13 protein-coding genes are annotated in these 15,258 nt (G+C 57.1%); 6 read left to right on the plus strand and 7 right to left on the minus strand.

What is annotated here, in order from left to right; translation table 11 throughout:
* Nucleotides 1–2 precede the first annotated feature (2 nt).
* Together hyfB and DXXMK7_RS07485 are read right to left on the minus strand one after the other, a co-directional pair.
* Nucleotides 3–2,042 carry a hydrogenase 4 subunit B gene (gene hyfB / locus DXXMK7_RS07480; RefSeq protein ID WP_082202625.1) on the minus strand — a complete coding sequence of 680 codons (2,040 nt, stop codon included), beginning with the start codon at nt 2,040–2,042 and terminating at the stop codon, nt 3–5.
* Nucleotides 2,039–2,665, minus strand: coding sequence for a 4Fe-4S dicluster domain-containing protein (locus DXXMK7_RS07485; protein WP_038660206.1), 627 nt, complete (start codon nt 2,663–2,665; stop codon nt 2,039–2,041). Before DXXMK7_RS07485 ends, hyfB begins: the two co-directional genes overlap by 4 nt.
* A gap of 515 nt (nt 2,666–3,180) precedes the next feature.
* On the opposite strand from DXXMK7_RS07485, the gene hybG reads away from it, so the two are divergent.
* Nucleotides 3,181–3,456, plus strand: coding sequence for a hydrogenase maturation factor HybG (hybG, locus tag DXXMK7_RS07490; RefSeq protein WP_038918529.1), 276 nt, complete (start codon nt 3,181–3,183; stop codon nt 3,454–3,456).
* Between the two features lie 277 nt (nt 3,457–3,733).
* Nucleotides 3,734–4,681, plus strand: a complete 948-nt coding sequence (locus DXXMK7_RS07495; protein ID WP_038920885.1) for a GlxA family transcriptional regulator — start codon at nt 3,734–3,736, stop codon at nt 4,679–4,681.
* A 157-nt stretch (nt 4,682–4,838) separates the two neighbouring features.
* Here DXXMK7_RS07495 and DXXMK7_RS07500 read toward each other — a convergent pair whose 3' ends face one another.
* A complete protein-coding gene (locus DXXMK7_RS07500) occupies nt 4,839–5,573 on the minus strand; it encodes a DJ-1/PfpI family protein (RefSeq protein ID WP_038918530.1) in 735 nt (244 codons plus the stop codon).
* A 513-nt stretch (nt 5,574–6,086) separates the two neighbouring features.
* Complete coding sequence (locus DXXMK7_RS07505) at nt 6,087–7,061, minus strand: DMT family transporter (RefSeq protein WP_038918531.1); 975 nt, start codon at nt 7,059–7,061, stop codon at nt 6,087–6,089.
* Nucleotides 7,062–7,279: 218 nt separating this feature from the next.
* Here DXXMK7_RS07505 and cbl point away from each other — a divergent pair, with 218 nt between their 5' ends.
* The 4 genes from cbl (at nt 7,280) to DXXMK7_RS07525 (ending at nt 12,155) form a co-directional block, all read left to right on the plus strand.
* Complete coding sequence (gene cbl, locus DXXMK7_RS07510) at nt 7,280–8,233, plus strand: HTH-type transcriptional regulator Cbl (protein WP_038918533.1); 954 nt, start codon at nt 7,280–7,282, stop codon at nt 8,231–8,233.
* Nucleotides 8,234–8,668: 435 nt separating this feature from the next.
* On the plus strand, nt 8,669–9,985 hold the full coding sequence (gltP, locus tag DXXMK7_RS07515; RefSeq protein WP_038918534.1) for a glutamate/aspartate:proton symporter GltP: 1,317 nt from the start codon (nt 8,669–8,671) through the stop codon (nt 9,983–9,985).
* Nucleotides 9,986–10,198: 213 nt separating this feature from the next.
* Nucleotides 10,199–10,969 carry a YdcF family protein gene (locus tag DXXMK7_RS07520; RefSeq protein ID WP_038918535.1) on the plus strand — a complete coding sequence of 257 codons (771 nt, stop codon included), beginning with the start codon at nt 10,199–10,201 and terminating at the stop codon, nt 10,967–10,969.
* 196 nt (nt 10,970–11,165) lie between these two features.
* The gene (locus DXXMK7_RS07525) at nt 11,166–12,155 is read left to right on the plus strand and encodes a Gfo/Idh/MocA family protein (protein ID WP_038918538.1); all 990 of its coding nucleotides are present in this window, start codon (nt 11,166–11,168) and stop codon (nt 12,153–12,155) included.
* A 38-nt stretch (nt 12,156–12,193) separates the two neighbouring features.
* On the opposite strand, the gene yghU is transcribed toward DXXMK7_RS07525, so the two are convergent.
* The 3 genes from yghU to DXXMK7_RS07540 form a co-directional block, all read right to left on the minus strand.
* Nucleotides 12,194–13,057 (minus strand): glutathione-dependent disulfide-bond oxidoreductase, encoded by an 864-nt coding sequence (gene yghU / locus DXXMK7_RS07530; RefSeq protein ID WP_038918540.1) that lies wholly within the window; start codon nt 13,055–13,057, stop codon nt 12,194–12,196.
* A gap of 41 nt (nt 13,058–13,098) precedes the next feature.
* Complete coding sequence (yfcF, locus tag DXXMK7_RS07535) at nt 13,099–13,731, minus strand: glutathione transferase (RefSeq protein ID WP_038918541.1); 633 nt, start codon at nt 13,729–13,731, stop codon at nt 13,099–13,101.
* 417 nt (nt 13,732–14,148) lie between these two features.
* A complete protein-coding gene (locus DXXMK7_RS07540; RefSeq protein WP_038918542.1) occupies nt 14,149–15,237 on the minus strand; it encodes an iron-containing alcohol dehydrogenase family protein in 1,089 nt (362 codons plus the stop codon).
* Between the last annotated feature and the right edge of the window lie 21 nt (nt 15,238–15,258).

A 15,258-nucleotide genomic window follows, 5' to 3' on the forward strand; every position in this document is an offset into this window, starting at 1 on the left:
CCTTAAGCCAGAGTGGCCAGTAGCAGGGCAACCAGCGCCGCCACCACATACAGGCAGTACACCCGGAAATCGCCGTGCTGAATCCATTGCACCGCGCGGCTGATGCGCTGCACGCCGCTGACCACCGGCATCACCACGTGGTCGTCCCATACCGGTTCGACGTACGCCGCCGCCTGCGTGGTCTTTTCCAGCGCCTGTTGCATCGCGGGCGCCGGATCGAGGGTTTTACGCACGCGGTAGAGCGGCGCGAACATCACCCGCAGCGGCTGGGTAAAGCTGCCGGCCGACGCCGACATGGCGGACTCGTAGCCGTAGCCGCAGGCCCAGGGCGTGCCCTTGTGGCGAAAGCCGAGACGCGGCCCGCGCAGCAGGCTGTAGAGCATCAGCGGCAGCAACGGCAGCGCCAGCAGCAGGATGAAAATCAGCGGCGTATTGAGACGGGTTTGCAGGTGGTCGCCGGGGAAGACGCCCAGCCCCGCGGCCATCATGACGGCCGGGGTGTGCGCCAGGTCCGCCGCGATGCGGGTCATCACCGGCACCACCATGCTGGCGCCGACGCCGAGCAGCACGCACAGCAGCGCCAGCAGTAACATGGCGACCGTCATCGGCCAGGGGACCTCGCGGGCGTGAGCGGCTTTCTCACTGCGCGGCGCGCCGCAGAAACTGATGCCGTACACTTTGACGAAACACATCGCCGCCAGCGCGCCGGTGATCGCCAGCATCACGATGGCGATCGGCGCGGCCAGCCGCAGGCCGATGCCGCCGTCATGGCTGAGGGTGAACAGCGACTGGTAGGTAAACCATTCGCTGACGAAACCGTTGAGCGGCGGCAGGGCGGATATCGCCATACACCCGACCAAAAACGCCAGCGCGGTACGCGGCATCAGTCGCGACAGGCCGCCCATTTTTTCCATGTCTTTGGTGTGAACGCGGTAGATCACCGCGCCGGCGCCGAGAAACAGCAGCCCCTTGAACACCGCGTGGTTGAGCAGGTGATACAGCCCGCCCAGCAGGCCAAGCAGCGCCAGCAGCGGATGATGGGTGGCGATGCCGATCATGCCGACGCCGACCCCCATCAGAATGATGCCGATGTTCTCCACCGTGTGGTACGCCAGCAAACGCTTGATATCGTGTTCGGCCAGTGCGTACAGCACGCCCAGCACCGACGACACCGCGCCGAACGCCAGCACCACCACGCCCCACCAGGCTTCGGTAGCGCCCAGCAAATCAACACCGACTTTGATGATGCCGAATACGCCGATCTTGACCATCACGCCCGACATCAGCGCCGAGGCGTGCGACGGCGCGGCCGGGTGCGCGCGCGGCAGCCAGCCGTGCAACGGCAGCATCCCGGCTTTGGCGCCGAAGCCGAAGAACGCCAGCAGGAACACCACCGAGGCTTGCGGCGCCGACAACGCGGCGTGGCGGAAATCGGCGAAATCGAGGCTGCTGCTATGACGATAGAGCAGGAAGAAGGCAATCATGATCAGCACCGAACCGGCATGGGCGATCAGGAAATACAGCAACCCGGCGCCGACCGCCTCTTCATCCTGATCGGCGATCACCAGGAAGTAGGAGCTGAGCGACATCACTTCGAACAGCACAATGAAATAGAAGGCGTTGTCCACCACCACCAGCGCTACCATTGAGGCGACAAACAGGTTCATGAAGAACCCCATCGCCCAGGCGCCGCGCCCGCGGTACTCCTCCAGATAAGCCAGCGAATACAGGGCGGACACCGCCACCAGCAGCGAGATCACCAGCGTCATGAAGGCGGCCAGAGTATCGAAGCGCAGCGTGAGGTGAGCGAAGGCGTCAAACGGCCCGTCGAACACGGCGGTCAGTACGCCGCCGCCGAGCAGGACGGGCGCTGCCGCCAGCGCACCGGCACAGCCGCCTGCCAGCGCGCACAGCCCGCTTAAACGAATCGCCAGCGACTCCTGGCGGCACAGACATAACGACAGCAGCGCGCCAGCCAGATACAGCGTGAGCGACAGGCCCAGCCATTGCAGAGACGTCATCAATTGCAGTGGCATCATCATAAAGTTTGCTCCCTGTCAGTCCCTGCGGCGGGAAAAGGGATGTTGCCTTCCGGCCATTCCGCCGCCTGACGGCGTTTGGCGGCGATAGCGTCGTCCAGCGCGGCGTCATCCACCAGATACAGCGCGTGTGTCGGACAGACGCGCACGCACTCCGGCCCCTGTTCGCGGAAATCGCACAGATCGCATTTCACCGCGATGCTGCGCACCCCGGCGTTCCACGCCAGCATCGGATGAACCGACGGCTGACTCACCGGCACATCGGACAGCAGCGACAGCGGGATGTGGTGATCAAACGTAGTAGGGATTGCCAGCGGCGTGCTGCCGGATGGCGTGATGGCGCCGAACGGACAGGCGATGGCGCACAGTTTGCAGCCGATGCAGGTGTTTTCGTCCAGCAGCACGGCGTGGTCCTGATGCCTGATGGCGTTGACCGGGCACACTCTGGCGCAGGGCGCATCCTCACAGTGACGGCATAACACCGGCGCGGTGCCGTTGGCATCGCGCTCGACCGCCAGCCTCGGGTGAGATTGCAGGCCCTGCTGGCGATGCACCTGCGTACAGGCCGCCATGCAGGTGTTGCATCCGATACAACGCGTTGGCTCCGCAATGACGAAGCGGTTCATAGCCATACCCTCCGGGGTGATAGAAATGTTTCCTGCGCCGGAAGCATATTCCATGCCATAAGAAAAACAGTGGAGTGATGGTTTTTAAAATCAGTCAGTTAGATAAAACCGCGAAATCAACGGCGGCTAGTCGAACCTGCTGCTCGACATTAGTGACGACATTTTGCCGCCGGTTTTTACCCGATTGTCGTCACCGTCGACAGCATCGGTCGGGGGTGAAAACTCGACACTTTTGACGAGCGCCGCCGGTTTTTTACCGGATAACGGTGAGTTAGTTACAACATACTATAGCTTGGGGCGCTTTCCGCTCGCGGCCGGCGCAGGATCAAGGCGGCTGGCACCGAATTTGCTTAGCATGCTGGCGTGACAAGTCGGCCTCAAACGGCAGGCGGCGATGGCGGGTTGTGCTTGCGGTCGTCCGGGTCGTTATGTGCGCGCTGAGAATCAGCAGGAGACGGTGCTGTCGCCGGAATGAGGTGACGAGCAAGTGTGGTCAGGAAAAACGGGAAATCGTTATGTGTCTGGGAATTCCGGGGCAGGTGGTGGAATGGGCGTCGGCGGATCATCAACTGGCGTGGGTGGATGTGTGCGGCGTGCGGCGCGAAGTCAATGTGGCGCTGGTGCTGGAAGACGGGCAACCGTCATCGCTGGTAGGCCAGTGGGTGCTGGTACACGTCGGGTTTGCCATGAGCCGGCTGGACGAGCAGGAAGCGCGCGATACGCTGGATGCGCTACGGCAGATGGAAGAGGTGGAGTCGGATGTCGGCGTTTTTCTGGCTAAGTCGGTCTGAGTTGCTGATCCCCATACCGCTACACTTTCGCCAAACTATGTTTTCTTCTCGGAACGGGCTGGTCGTTTCCTTGAAATGGTGCACTTTATGCAGTAACTGCCGGATTGAGCGGTGCAGATGGCGGCAGGAAGGCTCAGGTTTGTCGGAAATAAAGTACTCCCCCTATTTAAAGACAAAAATGGATCAACTCGATCTCGTCAGGAAATAACACTTTGGCTTTAATAGAGGCTTTTCCGTAAAATAAGACACTCGGTGGGATTTTGGGATTAGCATGATCATGCATCGTATTGGATTCTTCGTTTGCAGCGGCCACGAGGTACTTGATCTTGCCGGCCCACTTGCAGCGTTTGCTCATGTGGCTAAGGTTGCCGGGTATAGCCCGTACGAACTGTATGTAATCTCGCGATTCGGGAACCCGATCGTGGGTAATGCGGGTCTTGCACTTGAGACGAAACCGTTTGGGGTACATACATTTGACACCGTCATATTTGTCGGGGGAAATATTGACGCCATGCAGTCGCCTGAGAACATAGACGCGGCCAGGCAATTGAGCACCAACGCCTCGCGGATAGCAAGCGTATGTACGGGCGCGTTTCTGCTGGCTGAAACCGGTTTGCTGGATGGGCGTCGGGCAACGACTCATTGGCGTCATGCCGCCCAGCTACAGTCTGCCTTTCCGCGCATCACGGTCGACGCTGATAGTATCTTTATCGCTGACGGACCAATCTGGACATCGGCAGGGCACACGGCTGGAATCGATTTATCGCTCGCTATGATTGAAAAAGATTTGGGTGCTGAAATTACACGCGCTATTGCCAGGCATTTAGTTGTTCCCTATCGTCGGCCTGGAGGCCAGTCTCAGTTTTCAGCTATGTCACAAATGGAACCTGAGTCGGACCGTATTCGCATGGCGCTGAATTTTGCCAGAGAACATCTGGATGAAACGTTGCCTATAGAGCGTCTCGCAGAAGCAGCCAGGCTAAGCCCACGGCAATTTGGACGGGTGTTTCGCCGTGAAACGGGAGAAACACCGGCTAAGGCTGTCGAACGCTTACGTGTTGAGGCTGCCCGATTGCGACTGCAGGATGGTAGCGAACCCATAGAGCAAATCGCCCTTGCCGTGGGGTTCAATGACCCCGAGCGTATGCGACGTGCTTTTATCAAACTTCTTGGACACCCGCCGCAATCAATAAGAAGAGCTGGCAGAATGGATAGAGAACTCTGAGCTTATTTAGGCTCCAGCGCCTACACCATAAATTATATAGCCGCGTCTCATCCGGTTGCTGCCGGTTGTGACAGCCTATCTTAGATCTGTTGAGGAAATGGCGGATTGAGTAATGGTCAGACCACGACTGTAGTCCTGCGCATTCAGCAGTTGGCTCTTATTTAATGACAGGAATTCGTGCAAGGCCCTTGGTGGCACCAGGCAGTACTTTTTCAACCATCGCAAGCACCTCCGGCGGAGCACTTCTTGGGTGACCGGAACTGAATTGCGGAGCGGGATCATATTCGATGACAAGCTGTGTGAATTCGGCATGCTGCTTTCCCTTCAGCTTTTCGGCAACATGAAGCGCAAAATCAATACCTGACGTTACACCTCCGCCGCTCATAAATCGGCCGTTGTCATCCTCAACGAAACGATCCGAAACCGGAATGGCGCCGTATTCTGCCAGTCTGTTGACGAAAGCCCAATGGCAGGCACTTCGTTTGCCTTTAAGGACGCCTGCCGCAGCAAGCGAGAGCGAGCCTGTGCATACCGACGTTATATATTTAGCGTTTTTAGCCAGTCGGCCTATCTGAGCCAGATACTCAGGGTGCATGGCTTCAGTCATATCTGAGCCACCAGGTACCATGATCAAATCAGTCTTAAATATATCCATCAGTCGCTCTGTATTGCCGTACTTAACGCCGAATTCGAGAGTTACGGTTCCTCCGTTGAGACTGGCATAGCGAACGTTTGTATTTGGCAGTCGGTGAAAGATCTCGCTGGGGCCGGCAAAGTCGAGAAGCGTACCTCCATTGTATACAGCAAAAACAATGTTGAGAGGTTCGTTTGAAACCTGGCCCCTGCTGCTTAATTGAGCGCCAGGGGCGTTATTTTTAATATCATCTGTCATGGTAATTATCTCCAGGGTTGAGATTCCTTGCAGTCTTGCTGGGTCAGCGGAAAGCCTTCACAGAAAATCCTGTTTGGGAGTGATCAAGCCAGAGGAGCGATGCGCAATCCCTGTGATAGCGCTACCCTGGCTCGATCTTTCGTTTCATTCTGGAAGTGATAGGTTGTGGCGTAAAGGACGTAAATACCTTAAAAAAGGACATCAAGAGGGAAGGGTTAACTAAATGGTTGAACCTAATACCGCTACACTTTGCCAGACCCTATTTCCCTCCGGGGAATGGACTGGCTGTTTTCATGAAGTGACAGACTTTTTCAGTCACTGCCACATTGAGCGGCTCTAGTGATTATGACAGCCGGGCCAGGTCGTAATTTACAAATACCAGACCGTGTCTCTTTTATCGGCATGGCTACTGCGCAAAGGGCGTGCCGGCGCCGCAGTTCATTGAAGATGCAGCCTGTTTATACTGCCAGGCGACACCGTTATCTCTTAATAGCGGTGTCGCGGCTGGCAGCGTCAGGTGCCGGTCATATCGGGAGAATGCCGGGTGACCACCGGCTCAAGCTTGATACGCATGGCGTAAATCACGCCGACGATCAGGCACAGAATACCGACGGCGGTCATCAGCGGCGGCCACGACTGGCGCAGTATAAAGGTATACGCCAGCGCCGACAGGGTTTCAAACACCAGCAACGGCCCTACCAGTACGGTGGGCAGACGCTGGCTGGCGGCATTCCAGCACAGGGTGCCGAGCCAGGAACTGAACAGGCCGATGACCGCTATCAGCGTCAGGAAACGCCACGGCTGCGGGCCGAACGGCAGCGTAAAATCCGGCGTCGTGACAGCGAGATAACTGTTGACCAGGATGAATCCGGCCAGCGCGATCGGCAGCGTCGCCAGCCCCTGCGCGGTGGCCCAGGTGGCAGGCAGTCGCTCCGGGTTCTGACGCAGCCAGCGCGCGTTGCGCAGCGGATACCATGTCCAGCAGACGAGCGCCAGCAGCGCCAACGCTATACCGACAAGGTAACGTCCGGCCGGCACATCGGCCGCTTCGCCGTTCAGTTCCGCCATATTCACCAGCAGCAAACCCAACGCGATCAACAGTAACGCCGGAACCAGCCGCCGCCAGGGCATACGTCCGTCGTGACGGCCGTACAGCAGGTTGGCGCTTACCGCCATCACCACCGGCAGCGTGCCGATCAGCATACTGGTGATCGGCACGCCGATGCGTTGAATCGCCGCGGTCAGGAACAGGTAATAAAGTAAATTGCCTACCGCCGCCAGTTTGAATGCCTCCAGCCAGTCGCGGCGCGTCAGCTGTAGCAGCCGTTTTCGGTCTATCCATGCCAGCGGCAATACAATCAGCCCGAATGCCAGGTAACGTCCGGTGGACAATTGCATGGCGGGGTAATCCGGCACCAGCAAGGGCGCGACAAACACCAGTCCCCACATCAGCCCGGCGGACAGGGCAAAAAAGATCCCACTTAGCATGTTTTTTCCTGTTGATACGGCTATGTTCCTGCAATCACTTATATATACCCGCCATCACGCACATTGCGAAAAGCAACCGCGGACTGCCGTTGCGCGACGGGGTGAAATACGCCGTCATATCACAAAAAGTTATAAATAGTAAATTTTCCTTATTTGTACGGAATAACAATACTTCGTATGAATAGTGATAACAAGAACGACGGACAAGGGACAAGGGCGTGAACTTTCAACAACTGAAGATTATCCGTGAATCGGCGCGGTGCAACTATAACCTGACCGAAGTCGCCAATACCCTGTTCACTTCCCAGTCTGGCGTGAGCCGTCACATCCGCGAGCTGGAAGAAGAACTGGGTATTGAGATTTTTATCCGCCGCGGCAAGCGTCTGCTGGGTATGACGGAGCCGGGCAAAGAGCTGCTGGTCATGGCCGAACGTATTCTCAACGATGCCAATCATATTCGGCGGCTGGCGAACCTGTTCAGCGACAACGACGTCGGGCAACTGGTGATCGCCACCACTCACACGCAGGCGCGTTACAGCTTGCCGGGCGTGATCAAGGAGTTTCGCGCGCTTTATCCGCAGGTGCAACTGGTGCTCAATCAGGGTACGCCGGATGAAATCGTGGCGATGCTGGAATCCGGCGAAGCGGACATTGGCATCGCTACCGAGCAGTTGATGAACGTGAATTCGCTGGCGGCATTTCCTTACTACCGCTGGCATCACGCTATTCTGGTGCCGGAAGGGCATGCGCTGGCGGACGAGCCGGCGGTCACGCTTGATAAGCTCAGCGCGGTGCCGCTGATTACTTACCGGCAGGGCATCACCGGTCGTTCCCGTATCGATCGCGCGTTCGCCGCCGCCGGCCTGACGCCGCATATTTCCATCAGCGCGCAGGACTCGGATGTGATTAAGACCTACGTCGAACTGGGGCTGGGGGTGGGCATCGTCGCCGACATGTCGTTTGACGCGACGCGCGATCCCGGACTGGTGCGGCTGGATGCGCGCCATCTGTTTGAAGCCAGCACGGTCTGGCTGGGTCTTAAACGCGGGCAGTTGCAACGCAATTACACCTGGAAGTTTATTCAACTGTGCAACCCGGAGCTGACGCAGGATGACATCAAGGCTCGGGTGTTCGCCGAAGACAACGAAGCGGTGATCGATTATCAAATCTGACGGCGGCGATTCAGCCGCCAGTCCCCGAAAATCCGGCCGCGTGTTGTTGCTGCGCGGCCGGATTTTTTTGTGATGGTCATCGGCGCTGGGGCAGCCGGCACACAGTGATGAAACGCATAATTATGAAAAGTTCCCTGAATGAAGCGCTTGATCTCAGGGGGAGGGAATAGTAGCATGCCGCGGCATAACAACAGGTTATGCTTTTTTATTTTCTTTTGCGATACAAATAGTTGCGCATTTTAAATGCATAACTATTTGATTACGCACTCTGTTTTGGTGAGTCACATGTTTGCCTGTGGATCACGTAATTGTGCAAAAAACAACCTTCACCTCTCCCCTTATCTGTCGTAGTTCAGCAGTTAGCTGGAATGTCCGATGGCAGTGGTTTCACCATCGGCAAGTAGTCGCAGGGAGCACAGACAATGGATTCGTATCATGAAAAAACAGAAAGTTAGCCTTGCCTGGCAAATTCTCATCGCGTTGGTCATCGGTATTGCCGTCGGAGCCTGGTTGCATGAAAACCCGGCCAATAAGCAGTGGTTGATCGCCAACGTCCTGAGCCCGGCCGGGGATATTTTTATTCGGTTGATTAAGATGATTGTGGTGCCGATTGTTATCACCACGCTGGTGGTGGGCATCGCCGGCGTCGGCGACGCCAAAAAACTGGGGCGCATCGGTTTCAAAACCATCCTGTATTTTGAAGTTATTACCACGCTGGCGATTGTGATCGGCATTACGCTGGCCAATGTGTTCCAGCCGGGGCACGGCATTGACATGTCGATGCTCACCCGGGTGGACATTTCCCAATACGAGAAAACCACCGAGCAGGTGCAAAGTGGTTCGCACAGCCTGGTGAGCACCATTCTGTCGTTGATTCCGCCCAACATTTTCGCCGCGCTGGCCAAGGGCGAAATGCTGCCGGTGATCTTCTTCTCGGTGCTGTTCGGCCTCGGGTTGTCGTCGCTGGCGCGCGAACAGCGTGAACCGCTGCTGAACGTGTTTCGCAGCGCGTCGGAAACCATGTTCCGCGTCACCAACATGATCATGCGCTATGCGCCGGTCGGGGTATTTGCGCTTATTTCCGTTACTGTCGCCAACTTCGGTTTCGCCTCGCTGTGGCCGCTCGCCAAGCTGGTGATTCTGGTCTATATCGCGATTTTGTTCTTTGGGCTGGTGGTGATGGGCGCGGTGGCGCGGCTGTGCGGGCTGCGCATCATGACGCTGATCCGCATTCTGAAGGATGAGTTGATCCTGGCTTACTCCACCGCCAGCTCGGAAACGGTGCTGCCGCGCATTATCCAGAAGATGGAAGCCTATGGCGCGCCGAAAGCCATCACCAGCTTTGTGGTGCCGACCGGTTATTCGTTCAATCTGGACGGCTCCACGCTGTACCAGAGCATCGCCGCCATTTTCATTGCCCAGTTGTACGGTATCGATCTCAGCCTGTGGCAGGAACTGGTGCTGGTGTTGACGTTGATGATCACCTCCAAGGGCATTGCCGGCGTGCCGGGCGTCTCCTTTGTGGTGTTGCTGGCGACGCTGGGCAGCGTCGGCATTCCGCTGGAAGGGCTGGCGTTCATCGCCGGGGTGGACCGCATTCTGGATATGGCGCGCACCGCGCTTAACGTGGTGGGCAATGCGTTGGCGGTGCTGGTGATCGCCAAATGGGAAGGGCAGTTCGATGAAGAGAAGGCGCGTGCGTACGAGCAGGAACGGGCGACGCTGGCGACACGTCCCGCCGGTCAGGAATAATCCTGCCGCGTGACGTCAGACAACCGGGCCCTGGCCCGGTTTTTTTACGTCGGCAGGTCGCCGTCTTTCAGCCTGTGCAATCGTCAGCGGCGACGAAGTTGAATTGAATGATGCATACTGGCGGCTGGCAAATCTGGCTGCCCGAGCTTTCGGGTATGGAATAGCCATCCACACGATGGATTTTTTCATGTGGCGATGGCGAAGAGAGGTGTTATGGATTTATCCGATGAAGTGATTCACGACCTTAACGATATCGCAAGTTGGCTGGCGCTGGATGATTTCCCGCAGGTGAAAACCATGAATCCCGACCTGATGATTATCGCTGGTCATGCCATTTTACCCAACATTTTCGGCGCGTTGACGCTGGCGAAGAAGGCGGATATTCCGGTCTTGTTGAGCGGTGGGATCGGCCATTCAACGGTGCTGTTACAGCAGGCGGTGAAAAATAATCGTCTGACCGCTGCGATCGATACCGCGGATAAAAGCGAGGCGGAAATGCTTGCCGGCATCGCCATGAGCGTATTCGGCATCGCCGCGGAGAAACTATTTATTGAAAGCGCTTCCAGAAACTGCGGAGAAAACGCCGACTTTAGTCGGGAATTGGTGCTTGATAAAGAGATAGCGCGTCAGGAAATTATTCTGGTGCAGGATCCCCTGATGCAACGGCGCACGACAGAAACCTTTCTGTTCAGCTGGAATAAGAAAGGGATGGACAGCCGGTTTATCAGCTGGCCGGTGTTTACCCCGTCGCTCATCATGATTGGCGGCGAGCCGATGATTACCGGCGGGCAAATGCCGGAAGTGTGGGAAATTGAGCGTTATACCGCGATGGTTTTAGGCGAGGTTAAACGCCTGAGAGATGATCAGAATGGCTATGGGCCGTCAGGCGCCGGTTTTATTGGACATGTGGATATTCCTGATGAGGTCACGCGGGCATGGGAGCGACTAATGAGCAATCAGTCGCTGAGTGAGAGAGTCAGATAACCGTTCTGAACCATGCTAACAGGCCACGCCGGTGTGGCCTGTTGTTTCGGCTGTACTCGTAATGAGGCGTGACAGCATTTCACCGCAGCCCGGTGCAGAGAATGGCGGGACGCAGCCTGAGCGCTGATGGCTATAACCGATAACGACTATCTTGTATAGTCAGTCGTATTTCGGTAATACGCTCAGGAGTTATCCCATGAAAATCGCGCTGGTAGGGGCAGGTAAAATTGTGCTGTCCTGTCTTGATGCACTGAAAAACATTGAAGGCATTGATATTGCGGCCTTATGCGTCCGGCAGGGAAGTCTGCAAAAAGGCGAAGCATTAAAAAGCCAATATAATATCCATGCGATTTATACCGATTATGATGCCCTGTTGCAGGATAGCGACATTGATTTTGTTTATCTCGGGATACCCAATCACCTGCATTTTTCCTATTCCCATAAAGCGCTGTCCGCCGGAAAGCATGTTATTTGTGAAAAGCCGTTCACGTCGAATTATGCGCAATTACTGGAACTGGTCACGCTGGCGAAATCAACAGGGCGTTATCTTTTTGAGGCCATCACTTCGATTCACACGCCCGGTTTTCATTATCTGGCGACTCATGTCGCCGACATCGGTGAGATTAAGCTGATACAGGCGAATTACTCCCAATATTCAAGCCGCTATGACGACTACCTCAACGGTATCGTGCATCCGGCATTCGACCCCGCCAAATCGGGCGGCGCGCTTTACGATATCAACTTATATAATATATATGATGTCTGCGCCTTATTTGGGGCGCCGGAGAGCGTGAGCTATAGCTGTAATAAGGGACACAACGGCATCGACACTTCCGGTATTCTGGTCATGAATTACGGGAAATTTATTGCTGTCTGCACCGGTGCGAAAGATTCGGCCAGTCCGGGTTATTTAACCGTTCAGGGAACGGCTGGCTATGTGAAAATTACCGATATACCGAGTGTATGTAAGCATGTTGAATTTTCGACAGCGGGAACGCTGATAAAACATGACGACACGACGGATAAAAATCACATGATTTATGAATTTGAGGCGTTCAGGGATATCGTCAACGCACAGGATATGTCCCGGTGCCATCAATTGCTGGATATTGCTCTTATCGTCTCTAATGTGCTGGAGCAGGCCAGGGAATGTTGCGGTATTCATTTCCCTCTCACCGAAGAATAAGCCCGCCGCCCGTCAGTGCAGCGGCGGGATGAGTACAGTCAGCGCGGTGCCGACACTTTGTCCTGTGTTTGCGTTTCGAAGTCGCTGGCGTCGTGACGCTCATGCAACTGGGTGGCGGGATCGCCGCTCAGGCGGTTGACCATGCGGCCGCGCTGAACCGCAGGACGGGCGAGAATAGCGTCTGCCCAGCGCTGCACGTGCGGATATTCGTGAACCGACAGGAATTCGGCACCGTCGTAAAGCCAGCCTTTCACCAGACCGCCGTACCAGGGAAACGCGGCGATATCGGCGATCGTATAGTGAGAACCGGCCAGATAGTCGCTTTGCGCCAGCCGCTGATTGAGCACATCAAGCAGGCGTTTGGTTTCCATCGCGAAGCGATCGATAGCGTATTCGATCTTGATCGGCGCGTAAGCGTAGAAATGACCGAAACCGCCGCCAAGATAGGGCGCGCTGCCCATCTGCCAGAATAGCCACGACAGGCATTCGGCGCGTTCGGCGGCGTCGGTCGGCAGGAATTCGCCAAATTTCTCCGCCAGATAAAGCAGAATGGCGCCTGACTCAAACACGCGCACCGGCTGCGGCCCGGAGTGGTCCACGAGCGCCGGGATCTTGGAGTTAGGGTTGGCTTCCACGAAGCCGCTGCTGAACTGCTCGCCGTTGCCGATTCTGATTAGCCAGGCGTCGTATTCCGCGCCGCTATGACCCAGCGCCAGCAGTTCTTCAAGCAGGATGGTCACCTTCTGGCCGTTTGGCGTCGCCAGCGAATAGAGCTGGAGCGGATGACGACCGACCGGCAGGTCTTTGTCGTGCGTGGCGCCGGCGATTGGGCGATTGAGGCCGCCGCTGGCTGTATTCCAGGTCCAGACTTTCGGCGGGATGTATTCGGATGAGTGGGACATGGCAAACCTCCTGATAATTACATTCGTCAGAGAAAGGGCGGTTAACGCAATGGACGTTCCATCATAACCCACGCTTGCACCGACGGTCGTTGCCACTGGTGCCGGGCGTATTCTTCCAGCCGCTGTGGTACGGCATCGCCGTTCATCACCAGCCGGTTTAGCATGACCGCAAGATCAAGGTCGGCGATGCTCCATGCGTCGAATAACGTTAAAGCGCCTGCCGGCAGCAGTTTATCCGCGATCGTGAACAGCTTTTCCGCCGCCTGTTGCGCTGGTGCGGACAGCGGCGCCGACGTGGCGTCGTAGAACATCGTTTCCGATGAGCGTTCCTGCCGGATGGGCATCAGGTCCGTCCGTAGCCATGCCTGTATCTGACGCGCCCGCGCCCGCTGCTGTAGAGACTGAGGGTAGAGCGGCGTGCCGGGGAACGCCTCGTCAAGGTACTCGGTAATCGCCGACGATTCGGACAGCGAAAAACCGTCGTGAACCAGCGTCGGCACCCGGCTGGTCAACGATGCCGCAGCATACTCCGGCGCGTGCTGCGCCTTGTTACCCAGGTCTACCGTTGACAGTTCGAACGGCAATGCTTTCTCGCGCAGGGCAACGAACGCCGACATTGCAAACGGGCTGACGAACTGGGCGTCGACGTAAAGGTGCAAAGGGGTGGATGTCACCGGGTGTCTCCTGTTTTCATGGCTGGCGTATATGAGTCGTAGGTGGTGCCCTGTCATTTATGTGTGATCACGTATGTATGATCACGTATGTGTGATCACGGCAGGCGAGCATTCCTCGGTACGCCTCGGCGCAGGACACCGTTTAATATCCTACCCCAAGCAATCTGGCATGCGATTGCGATTGTTCCCTTACCGGCGAAAGTGGTGGCATTGATTTAGTGAAATCCCCCATAAATTGGCATTGGCTGCCAAATGACGTTGAAGGTTGCCATAATCAAACCCGACGACGCGCCGACCAACGAGCGATACCTTGTCTGGCATAAGCGTACAGTCAACAGTTCAGGTGTTGCGTATGTGCGGGATGACATTATCAATGCATTTGCGGGGATTAACCCGCTTTCTGATTGAGGCGCAGCATTAGTGCGCCTCGGTCGTGGCGGATTGCGCCGTAGCGGCCAACGCCTGCCTTAACGCGCTGCGGTCTACGGCGAACGGCAGCCGGGCGGCGACATCGGCCGGGATGGTCACCTGTGCGGCAACGAGGTCCCAGCGTGCTTCGTCGGTCAGGCCCAGCGCCTGCGGCGTCTGCGGGCTGTCGTAGCGGCGCAATTGCGCCAGTAGCTCCTGACTGTCGAATCCGTGGCGTGCTTCCAGTTGCGCCTGTACTGCCAGGCCAAAGCCGACCTTTTCGCCGTGCAGCCAGCGCTTGGATTCCGGCTGGCGGGTCAGGCTGTTATGAATGGCGTGTGCGACGCCCAGCCGGGCACGCTCGTCCTTGACGCTGTTGGCGATACCGGCCAGCGCAATCACCGCGTCGATTACCCGGCGCAGCGCCGGCGTTGCCTGCTGCCGCTGGTTGTCCGCCAGCGCCTGCTCGCCGTCCGCGTCAAAAATATCGACCGCCAGCCGGGCGATACGCGCGTTGATATGCAGCGACAGGGCATCGTCGCCGTGCCGTAGGTAGGGCTGAAATTCGTACCATTTGGCGAGCGCGTCAACAATGCCGGCTTTCAGATAGCGCACCGGCGCGCGGGCAATGACGGTGCTATCCACCAGCACCCACACCGGCAGGCGATGCAGACTAAGCCGCCCCTGATGCACGCCGTCGCGGCTGTACAGCACGCTGATGGGCGACCAGGCGGCGCAGGTGGCGGCAACCGTCGGCACGGCGATCATCGGTAACGCGCCGGACTGGTCGGCCACCGCTTTGGCGGTATCCAGCACCTTGCCGCCGCCGACGCCGAGAATCAGCTCCGCGCGTTCGATGTGCGCCTGTTCGCGCAGCGCGGCGATACTCTCTTCGGTGCAATAGCCTTCGAGAAATAAGGTCCGGTAGTGCAGACCATGTTGTCTGAGACTGGCTTCCAACGTGGCGGCAGTGTGCCGCCAGGCGGTTGGGCTGGTGATGATCAGCACCCGTTTAGCCAGTGGTTGAATATAGTCGCCCACCTGGGCGAGCAAGCCGTCCTGATTGAGGTACGTGTCCGGAACCTGTATGGCGATCATGCTCTCGCTTCTCCTGTCGAT

The sequence above is a fragment of the Dickeya sp. MK7 genome (assembly GCF_000406305.1).
Taxonomy (GTDB): Bacteria; Pseudomonadota; Gammaproteobacteria; order Enterobacterales; family Enterobacteriaceae; genus Dickeya; species Dickeya fangzhongdai.

Coding starts and splice junctions, on each gene's coding strand:
- DXXMK7_RS07520 (WP_038918535.1), top strand. CDS start 10,199: ATGGATTTATCCGATGAAGTGATTCACGACCTTAACGATATCGCAAGT.
- yghU (WP_038918540.1), bottom strand. CDS start 13,057: ATGTCCCACTCATCCGAATACATCCCGCCGAAAGTCTGGACCTGGAAT.
- DXXMK7_RS07525 (WP_038918538.1), top strand. CDS start 11,166: ATGAAAATCGCGCTGGTAGGGGCAGGTAAAATTGTGCTGTCCTGTCTT.
- hyfB (WP_082202625.1), bottom strand. CDS start 2,042: ATGATGATGCCACTGCAATTGATGACGTCTCTGCAATGGCTGGGCCTG.
- DXXMK7_RS07485 (WP_038660206.1), bottom strand. CDS start 2,665: ATGAACCGCTTCGTCATTGCGGAGCCAACGCGTTGTATCGGATGCAAC.
- hybG (WP_038918529.1), top strand. CDS start 3,181: ATGTGTCTGGGAATTCCGGGGCAGGTGGTGGAATGGGCGTCGGCGGAT.
- DXXMK7_RS07500 (WP_038918530.1), bottom strand. CDS start 5,573: ATGACAGATGATATTAAAAATAACGCCCCTGGCGCTCAATTAAGCAGC.
- DXXMK7_RS07540 (WP_038918542.1), bottom strand. CDS start 15,237: ATGATCGCCATACAGGTTCCGGACACGTACCTCAATCAGGACGGCTTG.
- DXXMK7_RS07495 (WP_038920885.1), top strand. CDS start 3,734: ATGCATCGTATTGGATTCTTCGTTTGCAGCGGCCACGAGGTACTTGAT.
- DXXMK7_RS07505 (WP_038918531.1), bottom strand. CDS start 7,061: ATGCTAAGTGGGATCTTTTTTGCCCTGTCCGCCGGGCTGATGTGGGGA.
- gltP (WP_038918534.1), top strand. CDS start 8,669: ATGAAAAAACAGAAAGTTAGCCTTGCCTGGCAAATTCTCATCGCGTTG.